The organism is Fimbriimonas ginsengisoli Gsoil 348 (assembly GCF_000724625.1).
Lineage (GTDB): Bacteria > Armatimonadota > Fimbriimonadia > Fimbriimonadales > Fimbriimonadaceae > Fimbriimonas > Fimbriimonas ginsengisoli.
The window spans coordinates 5,127,618-5,142,936 of the sequence record NZ_CP007139.1; the positions used below are offsets into that span (position 1 = coordinate 5,127,618).

Here is a 15,319-nt window from a genome sequence, read left to right on the forward strand (position 1 = left end):
AACGGGCTTCCCTAGTGTAAGCGATAGAGGCATCGCTTGACGAACATAGGTGTGCCCGACTGCCCGTAGATTTCAGGCAATCGGGACCCACGGGCCTCCCTCCGGCAAAGGATTAGCTACGGGGCGGTTCCAGTTTCGATCTTCGCGGTCACGAGGGCGTAGTTGTTTCCGGTCGCGAACTCGATGATGTCGGTGGCTGGGTCCAGGACCGGCGTGTAGAAATCGAAATTGTAGGCGCCGCCGGCCAGGGTGACGGTCTTTGAGTTGAGGAAACTCAGAGTGCCGTTTCGGTACAAGAAGATCCTGAAGTCGACAGAACCCGCGTTGGTGGCATTGATAGTCCCGGTAAGGTGGTGTTTGCCACTCATCGCAACCCGAAACCGGATGCAAGGCCGGTAGCTCTGGCCGCTGGGACCGATGAAAATGAACGTCTGCGGAGGAACCGGCGTGCTGTATACACTGTCGGTAATCGTCAAGTCGGTGTTCTTGATAATTGCCGGTGGCTGAATATTGTTCGGGAAGACGCTCCATCCGCGAGAATATCCCTGCGCCTGCGCCTCCGAGTAAAGTGCCGAGTTCACGGCCGTATATGGCAAAAGAGTGAATTTTCCCCCAAAGCCATTCGTGTAGCCATAGTAGAAGCGGTTAGTTGGGATGTTTTCGTAGGTCGAGAACAAGCCGTTGAGGGACCAAGTCGTCACGGTCGTCGCCGGACGCGTTAAGCCAAGGGCCAGAGCAGCCGAGATCGCCAAGGTTAGCATATCTAAAGTTTAGGATAACGAAGATGTTGCCTAGGTCCTTTAGCCCGACCTTTGCATTCCCATTGCTCAAGGGGGCACGGATAGAGCTAGGCCAACAGATGCATCGCCCGTTCCAAATCGCTCACCAGGTCCCCCGGCTCTTCGAGTCCGCAGAAGAGCCGAATGAACCAGCGGCCGTCAGGAACTCCAGACGCCGTGATCGGCAGAGGAACCACCAAACTCTCGAATCCGCCCCAGCTCACGCCACGGCCAAACAGCGATAGCGAATCGCAGAACGCCTTGATCTTGATTGGGTCCTGAACCTTCGGCTCGAACGAGAAGAGCCCGCCCGAGCCGCTGAACGACTTGAGGAACAGCTCCCGCTGGGGGAATGAATCGAGCGAAATATGGTGGACGCGGTCGATTTCCGGCCGCGTCTCGAGCCAGCGGGCCACGATGTTCCCGGTCGATTCGTGCCGCTTCAACCTTAACGGCAGCGTCCGAAGTCCCCGGGTTAAGAGCCACGCCGTAAACGGGTGAAGAATCGAGCCGATGTAGTTCAACTCGTGCCGGACGATCCCATTCATCCGCTCCCGGGTGGTGCAGAGCGCCCCCGCCGTGAGGTCGCTGTGTCCCCCAAGGTACTTGCTCGCGCTGTGGCAAACGATGTCCACCCCATGCTTGATCGGGTTGTAGTGGATCGGCGTGTTGTAGGTGTTATCGATGATCGTGGTGATGCCGCGTTCGCGAGCGACCTTCGTAATCGCGTCGACATCCTGCAGGCGGAACAGGAGACTGCTGGGCGATTCAAGATAGATCAGCGTCGTTTCCGGCCGAATCGCATCGATAAAATCCACCGGATCGCGCCCGTCGACAAAGGTGTAGCTCACCCCGAATCTCTGCAGCATCTCCGACAGCATCGATCGCACCGGACCGTAGCAAGTATCGGGAGCGATGACATGGGCGCCCGCCGCGACGACGCTGAGGATCGCCAAGGCGATCGCGCCCTGCCCGGTACCGCAAAGCTTGCAAGCCTCCGCCCCTTCCAGAGCCGCGATCTTCTTTTCGGCGATCGCGACGCTCGGATTGCTGATCCGGCTGTAATGAAACGGCGGCCCCTCGAGATCGGTCGTGAGCGCCTTATGAAGGTCGTCGCAGGTGTCGAAGAGGAAGAGCGAGTTCTGAAAGATCGGCGAAACCACCGCCCCCTTAACCTTCTCCTCCTCGCCCAGGTGGGACAGCAAAGTGCCAAGCCCCATTTCATCGGAGTGCATGCTGGGGAAGAGGGTACCAGTGGAATCGGGCGTTGGGTGTTGGGCGCTAAGGCGCGAGGCATGAGGGTAGAAGGAAATAGTGTCGCACCATGCAGACAACGCCCAGCGCCTTAACGCCCAACGCCCTTCCCCAAGGTATACTTCCACGTTCCCGGAATAACGCCTGATGCTGCCAAGTCCCGATATCCTGAACGATTACGAGCACGGTAAGTTTGTGCTCTCCAACCTCGCGGCCAAGCGTGCAAAGCAGCTTCGCGAGGGCGCTCCACCTCTCGTGCAGGTCGAGTCCAACCACCCCCTGACCATTGCTCTGGCGGAGATCGCCGCCGGCAAGATCAAGCCGATTTTGAGCGGAGTCGCCGAAGCGATCGAGCCGACGTCCGAGATGACGCTTCTCATCGACGAGAACGTACCGGCCGAGCTCGGAATGCTTCTCCCGGCTCTCGACGAGAGCGAAGCCGCCATGGTGACCGCCGTCGACCACGACGAGGCCGACGCCGAGATCGACCACGAGGACGCCCTTTCCCTTTCCGACCTGGTGGAAGAAGAGGATGAAGATGCCGCCGCCATCGCGAGCGACGACGACACTCTCTCGCTCACCGACATCGCGGAGCAAGAGGAAAGCGGCGACGACGAAGAGACCGAAGAGGTCTAATCCAAGATGGCGGTTAAGGATCCTTACGAGGTCCTGGGAGTTGCGCGAGGGGCGAATGCGGACGAAATCAAGTCCGCATATCGCCGGCTTGCCCGGCGTCATCACCCTGACGTAAATCCCGGCGACCCTTCCGCCGAAGAGAAATTTAAAGAAGTCGGTGAGGCCTACTCGATCCTCAGCGATCCCCTGAAGCGCGCCCGGTTCGACCAGTACGGCACGACCGACGACATGCCGAGCGACCCGTTCTTCGGGGGCGGTGGCGGCGGCAATCTAAACGATCTCTTCGACATGTTCTTTGGGAACATGGCCGGCGGCGGCGCCCCGCGCGGACGTCGGGGCCGCGACGGCGACGACATCCGGTCCGACGTCGAATTGACGCTCAATGAAGTGATTCACGGCGTACGCAAAGAGATCGAAGTCACCCGCATGGCCGAGTGCAACTCGTGCCACGGCACCGGCGTCGAAGGGGGTGGCCAACCGGACACTTGCCCGACGTGCCGCGGCCAAGGCGCGGTGGCATCGGTTCGCAACACGTTTTTGGGCCAGGTGCGAACAACGTCACCCTGTCCCACCTGCGGCGGAACCGGGACGCAGATCAAAAATCCGTGCCACGAGTGCCACGGAAGAATGGTGGTCCAGGAGACGGCGACCGTCGTCGTCAACATCCCGCCCGGAGTGGAGAGCGGCGCCACCATGCAGGTGCCCGGCCAAGGAAGCGACGGAGTCGGCGAGGGGCGCCAAGGCGACCTCTACGTGGTCCTCCACGTAAAGGAAGATTCCCGGTTCGACCGGCGAGGTCAAACCCTGATCTCCCGCCTCAATATCTCCTTCGCTCAAGCTGCCCTCGGCGACCAGCTTCAAATTGAGGGAGTCGACGAGACCGTCGACGTGAATATCGCCGCCGGCACTCAGCCGGGAACGCAGATCACCGTTAAAGGGGCCGGCCTTCCTCCGCTTCACGGCGGACGCCGAGGCGACATGATCGTGCTGGTTCAAGTGAAGGTTCCCACGAGGCTTAGCGAAGCTGAGGTGAAGCTGATCCGCGAGCTCGCCGAGCTGAGCGGCGACTCGGTGCCGAAAGGCGAGGACCGTGGCGGAATTCTAGGTGGGCTATTCGGGAAGAAGAAGTGAGCTGGATTGAGGTGCGTGCGCAGCTCCCGGTCTGCGACGATATTTCCCACCTCATCGAGATCTTTCGGGATTTCGGCATCGAAAACACCCAGGAAGAGGGCTCGGACCTCGTCGGCTGCCTTGTCGAAGTCGAAGGCTCGACCGAACGTGCCCAGGCGCTTTCCCAAGCCTTACTCGCGGCTGGCGCGATCGACGTCAAGCAGTCCCCTTTCGAGGAGCAGAATTGGGACGAGGTTTGGCGTCAATTCTTCAAGCCTCGCCGCGTCGGAAACCACTTCGTTGTACGCCCCACCTGGGAGGAATTCGAGTCCCAGCCGGACGATCTGACGATCGTTCTAGATCCCGGCGAAGCGTTCGGCACCGGCGACCATCCCACCACGCGCATGTGTCTGGAGCTCCTGGAGCAAGCCCCGGTGAATGGGAGCCGAGTTGCCGACATCGGGTGCGGTAGCGGCATTCTCTCCATCGGCGCGGTCTTGCTCGGCGCGGCCCAAGTAGATGCGGTCGACGTCGATCCCGCTTCGGTGGCGATCAGTAAAGAGAATGCCGAATTGAACGGCGTCTCGTTCCGCGTGATCGTCGGCGAAGGGGTCCGATCTCTCTTCGAGGCCGAAACCGACGCGGCCACGCGCGTGGCCGCTCAGAAAGAGTGGGATCAAGACGAACACCCTCTCGACGCTTCTTTCACGAAGCCCGAAACGGTCCAGGTCAAACCCGGTCCGGAATCGCTCTACGACCTGGTGATCTCGAACATCATCAGCCGCGTTCTCATCCGCCTCGCCCCGGAAGTCGCCACCGCCCTCCGCCCCGGCGGCGAGTGGATCGTCAGCGGAATCATCCACGACAACTGGCCCGACGTGCAAGCCGAAGCCGAGGCCAACGGCTTCACGTTGGAAGAGAAGCGAGAAGAAGGCGAGTGGGTCGCCGCCCGTTTCCACAAGAGTTAGGGGAAACTAACGCGAAGCGTTGTAGCCGCAGGTTGGCTCGTACCTGCGCGAGAGGTTTCCGGGCTAGACCGTGGTTTTGGATCGATGGGAACGCAGGTACGAGCCAACCTGCGGCTACACAGACCATCGCAAAAACCCTGGTGCGTGTTCTGGTTGCCCACGATTGTTGGCGGAAGGGACGGCGAAGAATGAGGTCGCCACGTTCAGGGCTCGGAGTATGGGTGCTCTCATGACCAGGGCTTCGCCCTTTGCTTTAGAAGGTCGCGCTTTCAGCGCTGATGCCGGATTTTGGCGGCTACGTCGGGTTTCAGAGTTTTGAGATCGTTTGTACACGGCTGCGCCGTAAGGTAGTGTCCTTCCAGTGCGAGCATCCCTGCGTGCCCTTCCCCGCCTCTTCGTGCCCGACGCGTCGCCCGAGGGGCCGATCGAGCTTCCGAAGGAGGAGATCGATAAGCTTCGTAAGGTGCTTCGACTCTCCGCCGGGGCGGAGATCGCGGTGCTTCCGAACGACGGGACTCTTATCCGATGCCAATTCCAAAACCGCGAAGCGATCCCGCTCGAAGTAATCCACCCCAATACCGAGTCCCCCTTGAGACTGACGGTTGCCCAGGCGCTGCCGAAGGGGGACAAGCTGGACGAGATCGTGCGGGCTTGCACGGAGCTCGGAGTCGCCCACTTCATCCTCTTCCCTAGCGAGCGCACCATCGTCCGATGGGACGAGAAGAAAAAAATCGACCGCGTCCACCGGCTCGCCACCATCGCGCGAGAAGCCGCCGAGGTCAGTTTTCGCGCCGTCCTTCCGACCTTTTCGCTGGCCGACGACCTGGCCGCCGTCTTGCAGGCGAAACCCGACTCGGTGGTCCTCTCCGAGGTCGAAGGGCTCTCGCCAAAGCTGGTCCCTGTCCCCGGCGAGATGACGATCGTCGTCGGCCCGGAAGGGGGTTGGGCGCAGCGGGAGCTGGCTCTGATCGGCGATCGCGGGGTCACCCTCGGCCCGAGGGTCTTACGCGTAGATCACGCCGCGCCCGCCGCGGCGGCGCTTCTTCTCCTGGACCGGTGAAACAACCTCGCGTCGAAGTCAGTCCCGACACTTGTCGGGCCGGCGCCTTGCCGAGCCCCAAGGGAGAGACGCATCATGAGAAGCATTCATCGGCTCGTCATCGCCATGGGAACCGCTAGCCTTATTTTCCTGGGTCTCGCCGGTACCCGCGCGCATGCCGACAACATCGTCCCTTTGAAGTCCAATAAGCAAGTCGTAAAAGGAATGGACGATCTGGCGCAAATCCGCGCCGCCGTCCAGCGCCGCAACCAAGAAGACGGCGGTTGCGGCTAACCGCGTTAGCGGTTCAAAGCAACCTTGCTCGGGTTCGGCGAGAGGAACTTCAGGTACTTCTGCACGTCCGGCGTGGACCCCTCGAAGATTCTTAAAACGTCCCCCTTCGGCGACATCACGACGTAGATCGGCATCGTGACCTTCTGCGTCAACTTCAGCATCAGGTCCTGGTTTGCCTTGTCGCTCGGCCGATCCGTGTACAGCTTAGTCAGCACGTAATTCTTCAGTTCCTGGGCCACTTCCGGGCGCGGGAACATGTTTCGCTCCATCCATCGGCAGTTGGTGCACGTCACGCCGGTGAAGTCGATCAGCAACGGCTTGTTGTCTCGCTTCGCCACTTGGAGAGATCGCTCGTAATTCTCGCTCCAACCGTCGGAAGCTCCCGGTGGCAGGAATGCTTCGAGGTCGCCCAGCGATTTACCGGTCGCGCCGACCAGCATCCAAACGGCGAGCAGCGAGGTCAGGATTGCGGTGACCGCCCGGCCTCGGCCAAGCTTCGCCGGCACCTCGATCTTAGGCAGCCGAATCACCCGCAGCAAGAACAGCACCGAGCCTCCGAAGATGGCAGCCCAAATCAAAAGGAACGTGGTCCGGGAGATAAGGCCCGTGCCCCAAACGAGGTCGGCATTGCTTACGAACTTGACCGCCGCCGCCACCTCCAGGAACCCCATGAACGCTTTCACGACTTCCAGCCAAGAGCCGCTCTTGGGGAGCCGAGCCAGATACTGAGGGAAGAGAGCGAGCAAGAAGAACGGGAGCGCGAACGCCGTGCTGAACGCCAGCATCCCCACGAGCGGGTAGATCAGGTCGCCGTTGGCCGCGCTCACGAGAACGGTCCCGACGAACGGGCCAGTGCACGTGAAGGAGGTGAGCGTAAACGTCAGCCCCATCAGGAACGGAGCGAGCAAACCGCTCTTGCTGTGGGGAGAAAACGCGTTCGTGAGCTTCGATGGGAGCGAAACCTCGAGGAGCCCGAAGAGGTTCAGCGCAAGCAACACGAAGATGATCGCCAGAACCAGGTTCACGTACGGATTCGCGGCGAAGTTCTGGATGCCGCTGGCCCCAAATAGAACGGTGACCAAGATCCCGAACGCGGTGTACGCGCCGATGATGCCGAAGCAGTAGGCGCCCGCATGCAGCAGCCCGGTCTTGGCGCCCATGTTCTCCCGCCGCTTCGAGAAGAAGCTGACGGTGATTGGAACCATCGGAAAAACGCATGGGGTGAGGAGGGCGATCAGGCCGGAAAGGAAGGCAAAGCCAAGGAAAGGAAGGAGCCCCTTCGCTCGGGCATTGGCGACATCGCCTTGTTCCACGACCACCTTAGCCTCGGCGCCGGAGAGCGGAACCTCGACGGTCTTGGGAAAGGCGCAGGCGCGATCGTCGCAAGTTTGGAAGTGGACGCTGAGCTTGTCCTTCTTAGGATCGGGGCCGAGCGTGACCGGCACAGTGAAAGTAGCGGTGTCGCCGTAATACTCAACCTCAACCTGAAAGTTGGGATCGATCCGCTTCAGCGGGGTCGACTGGTCGATCTTGCCGCTGATCTTGAGCGGAGCGACCGCTTCGATCGTAGTGGGCGTCGGTCCGGTCCCCTTCGGCTTGGTAAGCGAATAAAGATGGTTGCCCGGAACCACCTTTCCGGTAAGCGTCACGGTAGTCGCCGCCCCTGGCTTTGCATCGGCCGGAATCGAGGCCGTCCACTTCACCAGGTCCGCCGCCGAGGCGAGCAAAGGAGCCATGAGGCAAAGCCCAAGCAAGAACGTCCGCAACAGTCGGGTCATCATCGGTTATCTACGCTTTCGTGTGAATTATGAACGCAAGGGTGGCATGGCAAGTTTCCGGAAGTGGCGAACATGCGTCCGCCACGAGAACGCCGGTCTGTAGACCAGCGTTCCCTTCCGGAACTGCTAACCGCTAACTGCTAACCGCCAACCCCTTACAACGTCCCGCGCAGCGCCTGCTCGCGTTCGATCGCCTCGAATAGCGCTTTGAAGTTCCCCTTTCCGAAGCTCTTCGCGCCTTTGCGGTGGATGATTTCGTAGAACAGGGTCGGCCGGTCGGTGACCGGCTTCGAGAAGATCTGAAGCAGATACCCCTCGTCGTCCCGGTCCACCAAAATCCCAAGCTCGGCGAGCTCATCGATGTTCTCGTCGATCTTCCCTACTCGATCCTCGAGCACCTCGTAGTAGGCGTGCGGAACCCGCAGGAATTCCAAGCCGCGTGCTTGGAGCCGGCTCACCGTCTCGATAATGTTGTCCGTCCGCAACGCCACGTGCTGGACGCCGGGGCCGCCGAAGAACTCGAGGAACTCATCGATCTGGCTCTTCTTCTTCCCTTCGGCAGGCTCGTTAATCGGGAACTTCACGCGGCCGTTGCCGCTCGTCATCACCTTTGACATCAGCGCCGTGTATTCGGTGGAGATGTCCTTATCGTCGAACGTCAGGATGTTCCTAAAGCCTAGGACGTCTTCGTACCAGTGCACCCACTCGTTCATGTGGCCGAGCTCGACGTTCCCGACGCAGTGGTCGATCTCCACCAATCCGAGCGGATCTCCTGGCTGGTTTTCCTCGCGGAATCCCGGCATGAAGTGTCCCCGGTAGTGATCGCGGTTTATCAAACTGTGCACCGTATCGCCATAGGTGCGGATCCCTGCAACCCGAACGTGCCCGTGGTCGTCGTCGAGCGATTTCGGTTCGTACGCCGGTTTGGCGCCCCGCGAAAGCGCGGTTCGGAATGCGAGGTCTACGTCTTCGACTTCGAAGGCGATGTCTTGAACGAAGTCGCCGTGCTCGCAGATGAGCGGCGCCATGGGGTGACCTGGGCGAACGGGGGCGCTAAGCACCACCCGAATATCTTTCTGCTCCAGCAAATAGTCCACTTGCTCGGTTCGCCCGGTTTCCAAGCCGGCGTAGCCGGTGATGTCGAAGCCGAAGACGTTTTGGTAGTAGTACGCGGACTGCCGGGCGTTGTTCACGTAGTGGCGGATGTGATCGACTCGGCGGATAGGAAAAGTGTCTTGCATCGTTGAGAGACCATCCATTGGCGGTTTGACCGAAGTATGGAGCCCTTAGGCTCCGGCGGTCGGCACACTTACGCTGTACTCTTTGGAGAACAGTTGGAGCAATTCGGCTACATTGGGCGGAGGTGTGCTGCTATCCGCCATCGCAGAGACGATCTCGATGTAATTCTGCGGACTGAGCTGCCCTTGCGGCGCGATGGAAACCACGCCCATCCCGTCCGACTGAGCCATCAGCTCGTTCCCCTGCAGATACACCTTGGCGGGGGCCGGGGGCGAGCCGGGGAAGGTGAGCAGAGGCACCGAAATCGGGTTCGCCAAAGACGTGGCGCGGCTCAACTGAGCCACGCGGAACGAATCTAGGTCGCGGAGCTGCTTAAATGTGTTCGCGGATTCTTCTGGCGCCACCCAAGGGTCTTTGGTCAGCTTGGCGACGAGATCGTCGAATTTATATTCGCTCTTGAGCTTGTCGAACTCGGCTCGAGTGAAGGGGTGCGACGCCACCACCGGCGGCGCAACCGTTCCGCCTCTGGCGTCGGAACCCTGCGTGTCCCCGCTCGTTTTTCCGGTCTTACTGGGCCGATCGACCATGGCGGGAGGCGGTTTCTTCAGCCGGCTCACGCCAAATCCGAGTCCTCCCAGCAGCACGAGGCTGGCCATGACCAAGAGCCCCGCCTTCCAACCGGCAACCCCGGCCGCGGGAGGGGTCGCGCTCATCGCCGGCAGGTCGTCGCTCGGGGTGACCAGGCGGCCGTCGCCGAGCGGCGGCACCTGCCACACCTTTACCGGCTCGCCGAGGTTCTTAAGCTGGCGGGGGCCGAGGTACGTGGCGTCCACCTTAAGCTTGTTCTTCACGATCTCATAGACCGTGCTGGAGAAGCAAACCGCATCCGGCTTGGCAAGCGCCTGCAGCCGGGCCGCAACGTTGACGCCGTCCCCAAAGACGTTGTCTCCGTTCATGATGACGTCGCCGAGGTGGACCCCGATCCGGTGATGGAGCACCTCGATGCTCGGCAGCGACTGCGCCTGGTTGTAAAGGGTCCGCTGGATCTCCACCGCGCACGATAGGGCGTCGACCGCGCTGGTGAAGCAAAGGAGCATGCCGTCTCCCATGGTGTTCAAGACCTGCCCGCCGTGCGACCGGCAGAGGTTGGTCATGACGGCCATGTCGCGCTGCAAGGCGACGTAGACGCGCGCCTCGTTCACGGAAGCAAGCTTGGAAAAGCCCACGACGTCGGTAAAGACGATCGCGGCCAACATCCTGGCCTCTCTCGGTTGCGGGTCCGTCGTCGCCGGGTCCATCTCTCTTATTATCCAAGACGAATCCAAAACCGGTTTGGATCAACGCTGCGGGCGATATCTTCAATCATCGGCTATCTGAGCTTCCGTTTGGAACGATTCCGTTCTTTTTGAGCCGTTTTCCCGAGCCGCCTCGCTCCCGTAGGGAGCCTTGACCTTGGCTCACGTCGCGGGTATCATCACATCCACCTTCGGCAACCCATTGCCTCGCGCCCCTGCGGCAGCCGAATCCAAGCCGACGTAGCTCAGTGGTAGAGCAGCTGTTTCGTAAACAGCAGGTCACCGGTTCGAGTCCGGTCGTCGGCTCCAGATCTTGAACGCGAACAACCGCGGTTTAAGGGTGTCGATCCCTCCAGACGCGCCGTCTGGCAGGGTCCGACCATTGGTCGGGCATCTCCACCGAGAACGCCCCACTGATGCGGGACCCTCCAGACGGCGCGTCTGGAGGGATCAACCACAGCGATGACTCATCGCCGACGCTACGGTTCAGCCATGGTTCTCGCCGGTATAGATCGGCAGGCCGAAATACTTTAGGCGGTCCCAGGGGAAGGCTTTGGGGTCGTTTTTGCGGCCGGGGGGTTGGGCGATGTATTCGTGGCTGACGATCTGTTTGATCGGGAAGCGACGGCGCATTTCGGCGATGATTCCGCAGAGGGCTTGGAGCTGCTTCTCGGGGTAGGGGTCCTTGCCGTCGTTCAGGTTCACCAGCTCGATGCCGATCGAGTAGTGATTCAGGTTCTGGCGGCCCGAGGCGTCTTTACTGACGCCGGCGTGCCAGGCGCGATCAAACGTAGAGACGTTTTGCACGATGCTCCCGTCCTTGCCGATCGTGAAGTGGGCGCTCACTTGGCTTGCCACCCGCTGGAACGCCTCGGTGGTCTTCTCCAGCGTTGGAATCACCGTCGAGTGCACGACGATCGTGTCGACCACCGAGCCGACCGGGCGTTGGCCATAGTTGGGCGATTGGATCCAGGCGATCTGGAGGTATCCGGGGTCCTTCCAGGGGGACGGCATCGGGATTCGAGGATCGGGAACATACCCGACGATCTCTCCGGCTTTCGGCGTCTGGGCAACTCCTTGCGCCGCGGCGATCGCGAGCGCCAAAGCGAAACGGACCATGGTTGCGAGTCTAACCCAACACGAGCCGTTCCAGTAGCATCGGCTCCCAGCCGATGAACGGATTTCCGGACCGGCGAGGTCACGCAAAGGCGCGAAGACGCGAAGAGAGTCGGGAAGGCAGGTCTGGAAGAGAACAACGAGGAGATCTGTTAGAGTGTAGCGATGGGCCTCAGCAGCCAGTCAAAGGTGACGATCGCCGCGGCGAAGAGGGTGATTAGAGCGGCATGTAGCAAAGGGGGATAGGTCAAACCGCCGACCGCGCACGCCCCGGCGACCGTCGCCAGCGCGTGGATCTCTGGGCGTTCTCGCCACGCCGAGCGCAACTGGTGGGCGAAGAATCCACTACCGAAAACCGCACCCACTGCGAGCAAGAACAAAGATCCCAGCACCGCGGGAGACACGACGAAGCGGAGGTGCTCGTAAAGGTTGAGCCGGTGCCAGTCGCGGTATGAGGCGAGCAGGCCGTTGGGTGAAAACGACACACCGCGCAAGAAGAGATCGGCCACTCCCGGCGTCAGCAGACCGGCCGCCAGCCAGGCGCGCCCGGGGATTCGACCGAGGCCGACGGCGGCGGCAATCGTCCACCAAACGGTTAGTATCCATCCGTCGCGCACCCACCATGCGGCGGCCAAAACGCCGAATCCGGCCAAAAATCCGGCGAGCGAGAACGCTACGGTGTCACCGTGGCGGCGGCGTGAGACCGCCGATGCGATCAGCGTGAAGGAGGCCAACGCGGCGCCGAGCAGTTCGCCCGACACGGCGACCGGGCCGGTTTGAGCGAGGGGACCGAAGATCGAATAGGTGGGGTCCACGAGGAGCGAAGCGGCCAAGGTGGCGACCGCCGGACCGAGCCAGTGGGCGGAGCCGTTTCGGGCGTCGATCAGCGCGGCAAGTCCGGCCAGAGCAAGCCAAGCGACCCCAATCCACACGTATCCGCCGTTCAAACCGGCGACCTTCGTCAGCCCACCACCCAATAGGAGCGCGCCGGGCGCCAACGCCAACCCACGTAACGCGGCCGCCATAAGCGGGCTTCGCTTCTCTTGACTCACCAAGTAGCCGCCGGCGACGGCCAAGATCGCTCCGAACAGTCCGACGAAACCGAGGATCCAGGGACGGGCGGTCGATAGGAACGCCAGCCAACGGTTGGCGCCCGGCCATCCGTCCGGAGCCGGGCGCCACGGGAACTTCTCCGGCTGGGAGAGCAGGAGCGAAATCTGGGATGCCCGCACCAGTCCGGGTATTCCGAGGGATGGATCGGTGACGACGCCGCTTGGCCATCCCGGCCCCTCCAACCAGAAGCGGCTCCAACTCTGCCCCACGCGAGGCGGATACTCGACCACGAGAATTCGGTCCGTGGCTCGCTTCTTGACCGCTTGGAGGTCGTCACCGGCGCCGGCTAAAACCATGGTCTTCCCCGCGGGCCAGCGATCGGCTAATCGATACCCATGGATGGTGGACGCTTGCGGATCGAGCGCCAGAACGAGCCCGTCTCGCCGGGTTCCGCCGGTCAAGTTCAGTAGTAGAGCGTGCGAGATGCCGGGGAGAAAGTCGCGTTGGGCTCGAAAATGGCCTCGATCTTGAAACACGGAATAGTTTCTGGAGCGCCAAGCCACTTGACCGTGGACTTCCTCGAACGACGCGTCGGCCGGGTCGCCCTGCCAATCGAGGCCGCTGGCCAAAGAAAGCAAACGATTCCCGTTATCGGGCAGAAAGGAGGCCGGCCAACGCACCCAGTAGGGGTGAACAAAGGTGTTCGGTTCCACGATCGGGTCGTACGCGCCCGGCTGAACCAGCACCAATACGGGATTGGAGGCGATCGCCGGCACGGAGAATAAGACCAGAATCAGGGCCCAAAGGAGCCTCACGCACCCTCCAGCACCTCGAGAGCGGCGGCCAGAACGGTTCGTGGCTCGATCCTTTCCATCTTCCCTTCCGGGGCCTGTAGAACCTGGTTTCGACCGTAGGCATGTCCCCACTTTTCGGCCGGCGTCGGTCCGAAGACCTGCACCACCGGACATCCGGCGGCGGCGGCCAGGTGCATCACTCCGGTATCGTTGCCGACCATCGCGCGCAAGCCGGCGAGGGCTCCAATCGTCTGGCGGATCGAGGTCTTGCCGACGAGGTCCACCACCGGGTCGGGGAGCGATTCCGCGACGCGGCGCGCATCCTCCGCTTCTTCGGGCCCGCCCAAGAAGGCGAGCCGGTAGCCGCGGCGTTGAAGATCGGTGGCGACCGAGGTGGTCGTCTCTAGGGGGAGCTGTTTGGCGGGAAAGCGGGCGCCAGGTTGTAGGCCAACGGTCGCCCCTGCGAGGGCGGCCAACCCTTCCGCGCGCTCTTCGGCGGTCAAATAGATCGAAGGAAGCTCGTCGGCAACCGGAAGGCCGAGCGGTTTGGCAAGATCGAGCGCACAGTACGCCTCGAACCGGTTTGGCGCGTAGGGGATGGTGTGGGAGAGAAGCGGGTCGCGTCCTTCGCCCGAGTGGCCGATCCGACGCGGGATTCCGGCGAGCCGGGAAACGAGCGCGGTTCGGAAGCTCCTATTCACTAAAATCGCGGTGGAGAACCCTTCCCGGCGGATGGCGAGCGCCTTTTGAACCACCGCCCATGGGGACCGGCTCCTTTCCAGGGCGAGATAGCTAAACGCATATCTCGGCGACCAGAAGACAGGATAGGCGAGCTTCGAAGTCATCACCGATACCGAACGGTAGCTGGTTCCCAGCAGCTCGGCGAGCGGCAGCGTCATCACGGCGTCGCCGATGTAACTCTTCAGAAATAGCAGGATGCGGTCATCGTGCACTTTCGAGCGCCTCCAACACCGTTTCGGGCGCGATCTCCGCCACTTGCCCGCCCGAGGGGGGCGTAATAACTTTCAAATTCGAAACCGGAGGGGCCCATAGGCGGTGAATCCCCTCACGAAACAGGCCGATCGTTGGAGTGGAGGTGGCGGCGGCCAGGTGAAGGATGCCGTTGTCCAGGGTAAGGACGAGCTTGGCCTTGGCCAGCGCCCCCACGACCTCCGAAAGCGAGAGCCGGCCCCGAAGATCTTGGGCGAGCCCTTCGTCCACCATCCTTTGCTCAGCCTCCTCGCCCTGCCAAAAATGCCTTTGCGCAGAAGGCTTGGCCCCGAGCAAGCCGACGGTGAACCGGTTGTCGCGCAGGAAAGTGAGGGCTCGCCGCCATCCTTCAAGCGGCCAAAGCTTCTCCGGGAGGCTGGCGGAAGTGGCGATCAAGACTTCGGGTACCTCGAACTCCGGAGTTTTCGAGGGGACCCGGTAACCCGGAACGGGACCATCTAGATAGGCGAGGCGGCTGAAGATTTCGCCGATGAAGCCGGAATGCAAAAACGGGTAGCGGGAAGTCAAATCGGCGGCCGTCCATTCCGCGTCGGCGGCGAGCCGTCCTCTTTCGTCCTGGGCAAACGGCAGGTCCCCGCGACCTTGAGGACCGACTGAGGGACCGACCACAAATCCGTCGTGGCCGGACGCGATCGAGGTAAACGCCTTCGCCCATTCGCTCGATTCCAGATTCACTACTAAGTTGTACGTCCCAGAAGTGATCAGGTGCGAGGCCAATTCGTAGGGCGGGCGGCCAAATATCGCGTAACCGTGGTCGATCATCGGCTCGTTGGACCACAACTCTTCGGTTCTGGTGCCACCGTAGTAGTCCAAATCCGCGCCCGGATACTTCGATCGAAGCATCTGTATCAAGGGGGTGGAAACGACGTAGTTGCCAAGGGCATCGTTTGCCACGATGGCGATGCGCGAGTGTTCCGGTAGCGGCTCCCCCTGGAATCTTCTCACCCGTACGA

At 61.7% G+C, this 15,319-nt stretch carries 14 protein-coding genes and 1 tRNA gene; 6 read left to right on the top strand and 9 right to left on the bottom strand.

Annotated features, from left to right (window positions below; genetic code table 11):
- Positions 1-116: 116 nt before the first annotated feature.
- A complete protein-coding gene (locus OP10G_RS23190) occupies positions 117-761 on the bottom strand; it encodes a hypothetical protein (RefSeq protein WP_025228042.1) in 645 nt (214 codons plus the stop codon).
- Between the two features lie 86 nt (positions 762-847).
- Positions 848-2,014, bottom strand: coding sequence for a trans-sulfuration enzyme family protein (locus OP10G_RS23195; protein ID WP_025228041.1), 1,167 nt, complete (start codon positions 2,012-2,014; stop codon positions 848-850).
- A gap of 166 nt (positions 2,015-2,180) precedes the next feature.
- On the opposite strand from OP10G_RS23195, the gene rpoZ reads away from it, so the two are divergent.
- From rpoZ to OP10G_RS23220, 5 genes are all read left to right on the top strand, one after another.
- The gene (gene rpoZ, locus OP10G_RS26575) at positions 2,181-2,669 is read left to right on the top strand and encodes a DNA-directed RNA polymerase subunit omega (RefSeq protein ID WP_052547941.1); all 489 of its coding nucleotides are present in this window, start codon (positions 2,181-2,183) and stop codon (positions 2,667-2,669) included.
- A gap of 6 nt (positions 2,670-2,675) precedes the next feature.
- Positions 2,676-3,800, top strand: coding sequence for a molecular chaperone DnaJ (dnaJ, locus tag OP10G_RS23205; protein ID WP_025228039.1), 1,125 nt, complete (start codon positions 2,676-2,678; stop codon positions 3,798-3,800).
- Between the two features lie 11 nt (positions 3,801-3,811).
- Positions 3,812-4,747 (top strand): 50S ribosomal protein L11 methyltransferase, encoded by a 936-nt coding sequence (locus tag OP10G_RS23210; protein ID WP_227625020.1) that lies wholly within the window; start codon positions 3,812-3,814, stop codon positions 4,745-4,747.
- 361 nt (positions 4,748-5,108) lie between these two features.
- Positions 5,109-5,807, top strand: coding sequence for an RsmE family RNA methyltransferase (locus OP10G_RS23215; RefSeq protein WP_025228037.1), 699 nt, complete (start codon positions 5,109-5,111; stop codon positions 5,805-5,807).
- 75 nt (positions 5,808-5,882) lie between these two features.
- On the top strand, positions 5,883-6,080 hold the full coding sequence (locus OP10G_RS23220; RefSeq protein ID WP_025228036.1) for a hypothetical protein: 198 nt from the start codon (positions 5,883-5,885) through the stop codon (positions 6,078-6,080).
- Between the two features lie 5 nt (positions 6,081-6,085).
- On the opposite strand, the gene OP10G_RS25470 is transcribed toward OP10G_RS23220, so the two are convergent.
- From OP10G_RS25470 to OP10G_RS25475, 3 genes are all read right to left on the bottom strand, one after another.
- Positions 6,086-7,861, bottom strand: a complete 1,776-nt coding sequence (locus tag OP10G_RS25470; RefSeq protein ID WP_025228035.1) for a protein-disulfide reductase DsbD family protein — start codon at positions 7,859-7,861, stop codon at positions 6,086-6,088.
- Positions 7,862-8,013: 152 nt separating this feature from the next.
- Positions 8,014-9,099: a 4-hydroxyphenylpyruvate dioxygenase gene (gene hppD / locus OP10G_RS23230; protein WP_038476633.1), complete on the bottom strand. Its 1,086-nt coding sequence runs from the start codon at positions 9,097-9,099 to the stop codon at positions 8,014-8,016.
- 45 nt (positions 9,100-9,144) lie between these two features.
- Positions 9,145-10,395, bottom strand: a complete 1,251-nt coding sequence (locus OP10G_RS25475; protein WP_025228033.1) for an adenylate/guanylate cyclase domain-containing protein — start codon at positions 10,393-10,395, stop codon at positions 9,145-9,147.
- A gap of 231 nt (positions 10,396-10,626) precedes the next feature.
- On the opposite strand from OP10G_RS25475, the gene OP10G_RS23240 reads away from it, so the two are divergent.
- Positions 10,627-10,701: transfer RNA gene (locus tag OP10G_RS23240), tRNA-Thr, on the top strand.
- Positions 10,702-10,878: 177 nt separating this feature from the next.
- On the opposite strand, the gene OP10G_RS23245 is transcribed toward OP10G_RS23240, so the two are convergent.
- From OP10G_RS23245 to OP10G_RS23260, 4 genes are all read right to left on the bottom strand, one after another.
- Positions 10,879-11,511: an N-acetylmuramoyl-L-alanine amidase gene (locus OP10G_RS23245; RefSeq protein ID WP_025228032.1), complete on the bottom strand. Its 633-nt coding sequence runs from the start codon at positions 11,509-11,511 to the stop codon at positions 10,879-10,881.
- A gap of 149 nt (positions 11,512-11,660) precedes the next feature.
- A complete protein-coding gene (locus OP10G_RS23250; RefSeq protein WP_025228031.1) occupies positions 11,661-13,376 on the bottom strand; it encodes a hypothetical protein in 1,716 nt (571 codons plus the stop codon).
- Positions 13,373-14,308 (bottom strand): glycosyltransferase family 9 protein, encoded by a 936-nt coding sequence (locus OP10G_RS23255; protein ID WP_025228030.1) that lies wholly within the window; start codon positions 14,306-14,308, stop codon positions 13,373-13,375. Before OP10G_RS23255 ends, OP10G_RS23250 begins: the two co-directional genes overlap by 4 nt.
- On the bottom strand, positions 14,298-15,311 hold the full coding sequence (locus OP10G_RS23260; RefSeq protein WP_025228029.1) for a glycosyltransferase family 9 protein: 1,014 nt from the start codon (positions 15,309-15,311) through the stop codon (positions 14,298-14,300). Before OP10G_RS23260 ends, OP10G_RS23255 begins: the two co-directional genes overlap by 11 nt.
- Positions 15,312-15,319: the final 8 nt, after the last annotated feature.

Coding starts and splice junctions, on each gene's coding strand:
- OP10G_RS25475 (WP_025228033.1), bottom strand. CDS start 10,395: ATGGACCCGGCGACGACGGACCCGCAACCGAGAGAGGCCAGGATGTTG.
- OP10G_RS23245 (WP_025228032.1), bottom strand. CDS start 11,511: ATGGTCCGTTTCGCTTTGGCGCTCGCGATCGCCGCGGCGCAAGGAGTT.
- OP10G_RS25470 (WP_025228035.1), bottom strand. CDS start 7,861: ATGATGACCCGACTGTTGCGGACGTTCTTGCTTGGGCTTTGCCTCATG.
- hppD (WP_038476633.1), bottom strand. CDS start 9,099: ATGCAAGACACTTTTCCTATCCGCCGAGTCGATCACATCCGCCACTAC.
- OP10G_RS23190 (WP_025228042.1), bottom strand. CDS start 761: ATGCTAACCTTGGCGATCTCGGCTGCTCTGGCCCTTGGCTTAACGCGT.
- dnaJ (WP_025228039.1), top strand. CDS start 2,676: ATGGCGGTTAAGGATCCTTACGAGGTCCTGGGAGTTGCGCGAGGGGCG.
- OP10G_RS23220 (WP_025228036.1), top strand. CDS start 5,883: ATGAGAAGCATTCATCGGCTCGTCATCGCCATGGGAACCGCTAGCCTT.
- OP10G_RS23195 (WP_025228041.1), bottom strand. CDS start 2,014: ATGCACTCCGATGAAATGGGGCTTGGCACTTTGCTGTCCCACCTGGGC.
- rpoZ (WP_052547941.1), top strand. CDS start 2,181: ATGCTGCCAAGTCCCGATATCCTGAACGATTACGAGCACGGTAAGTTT.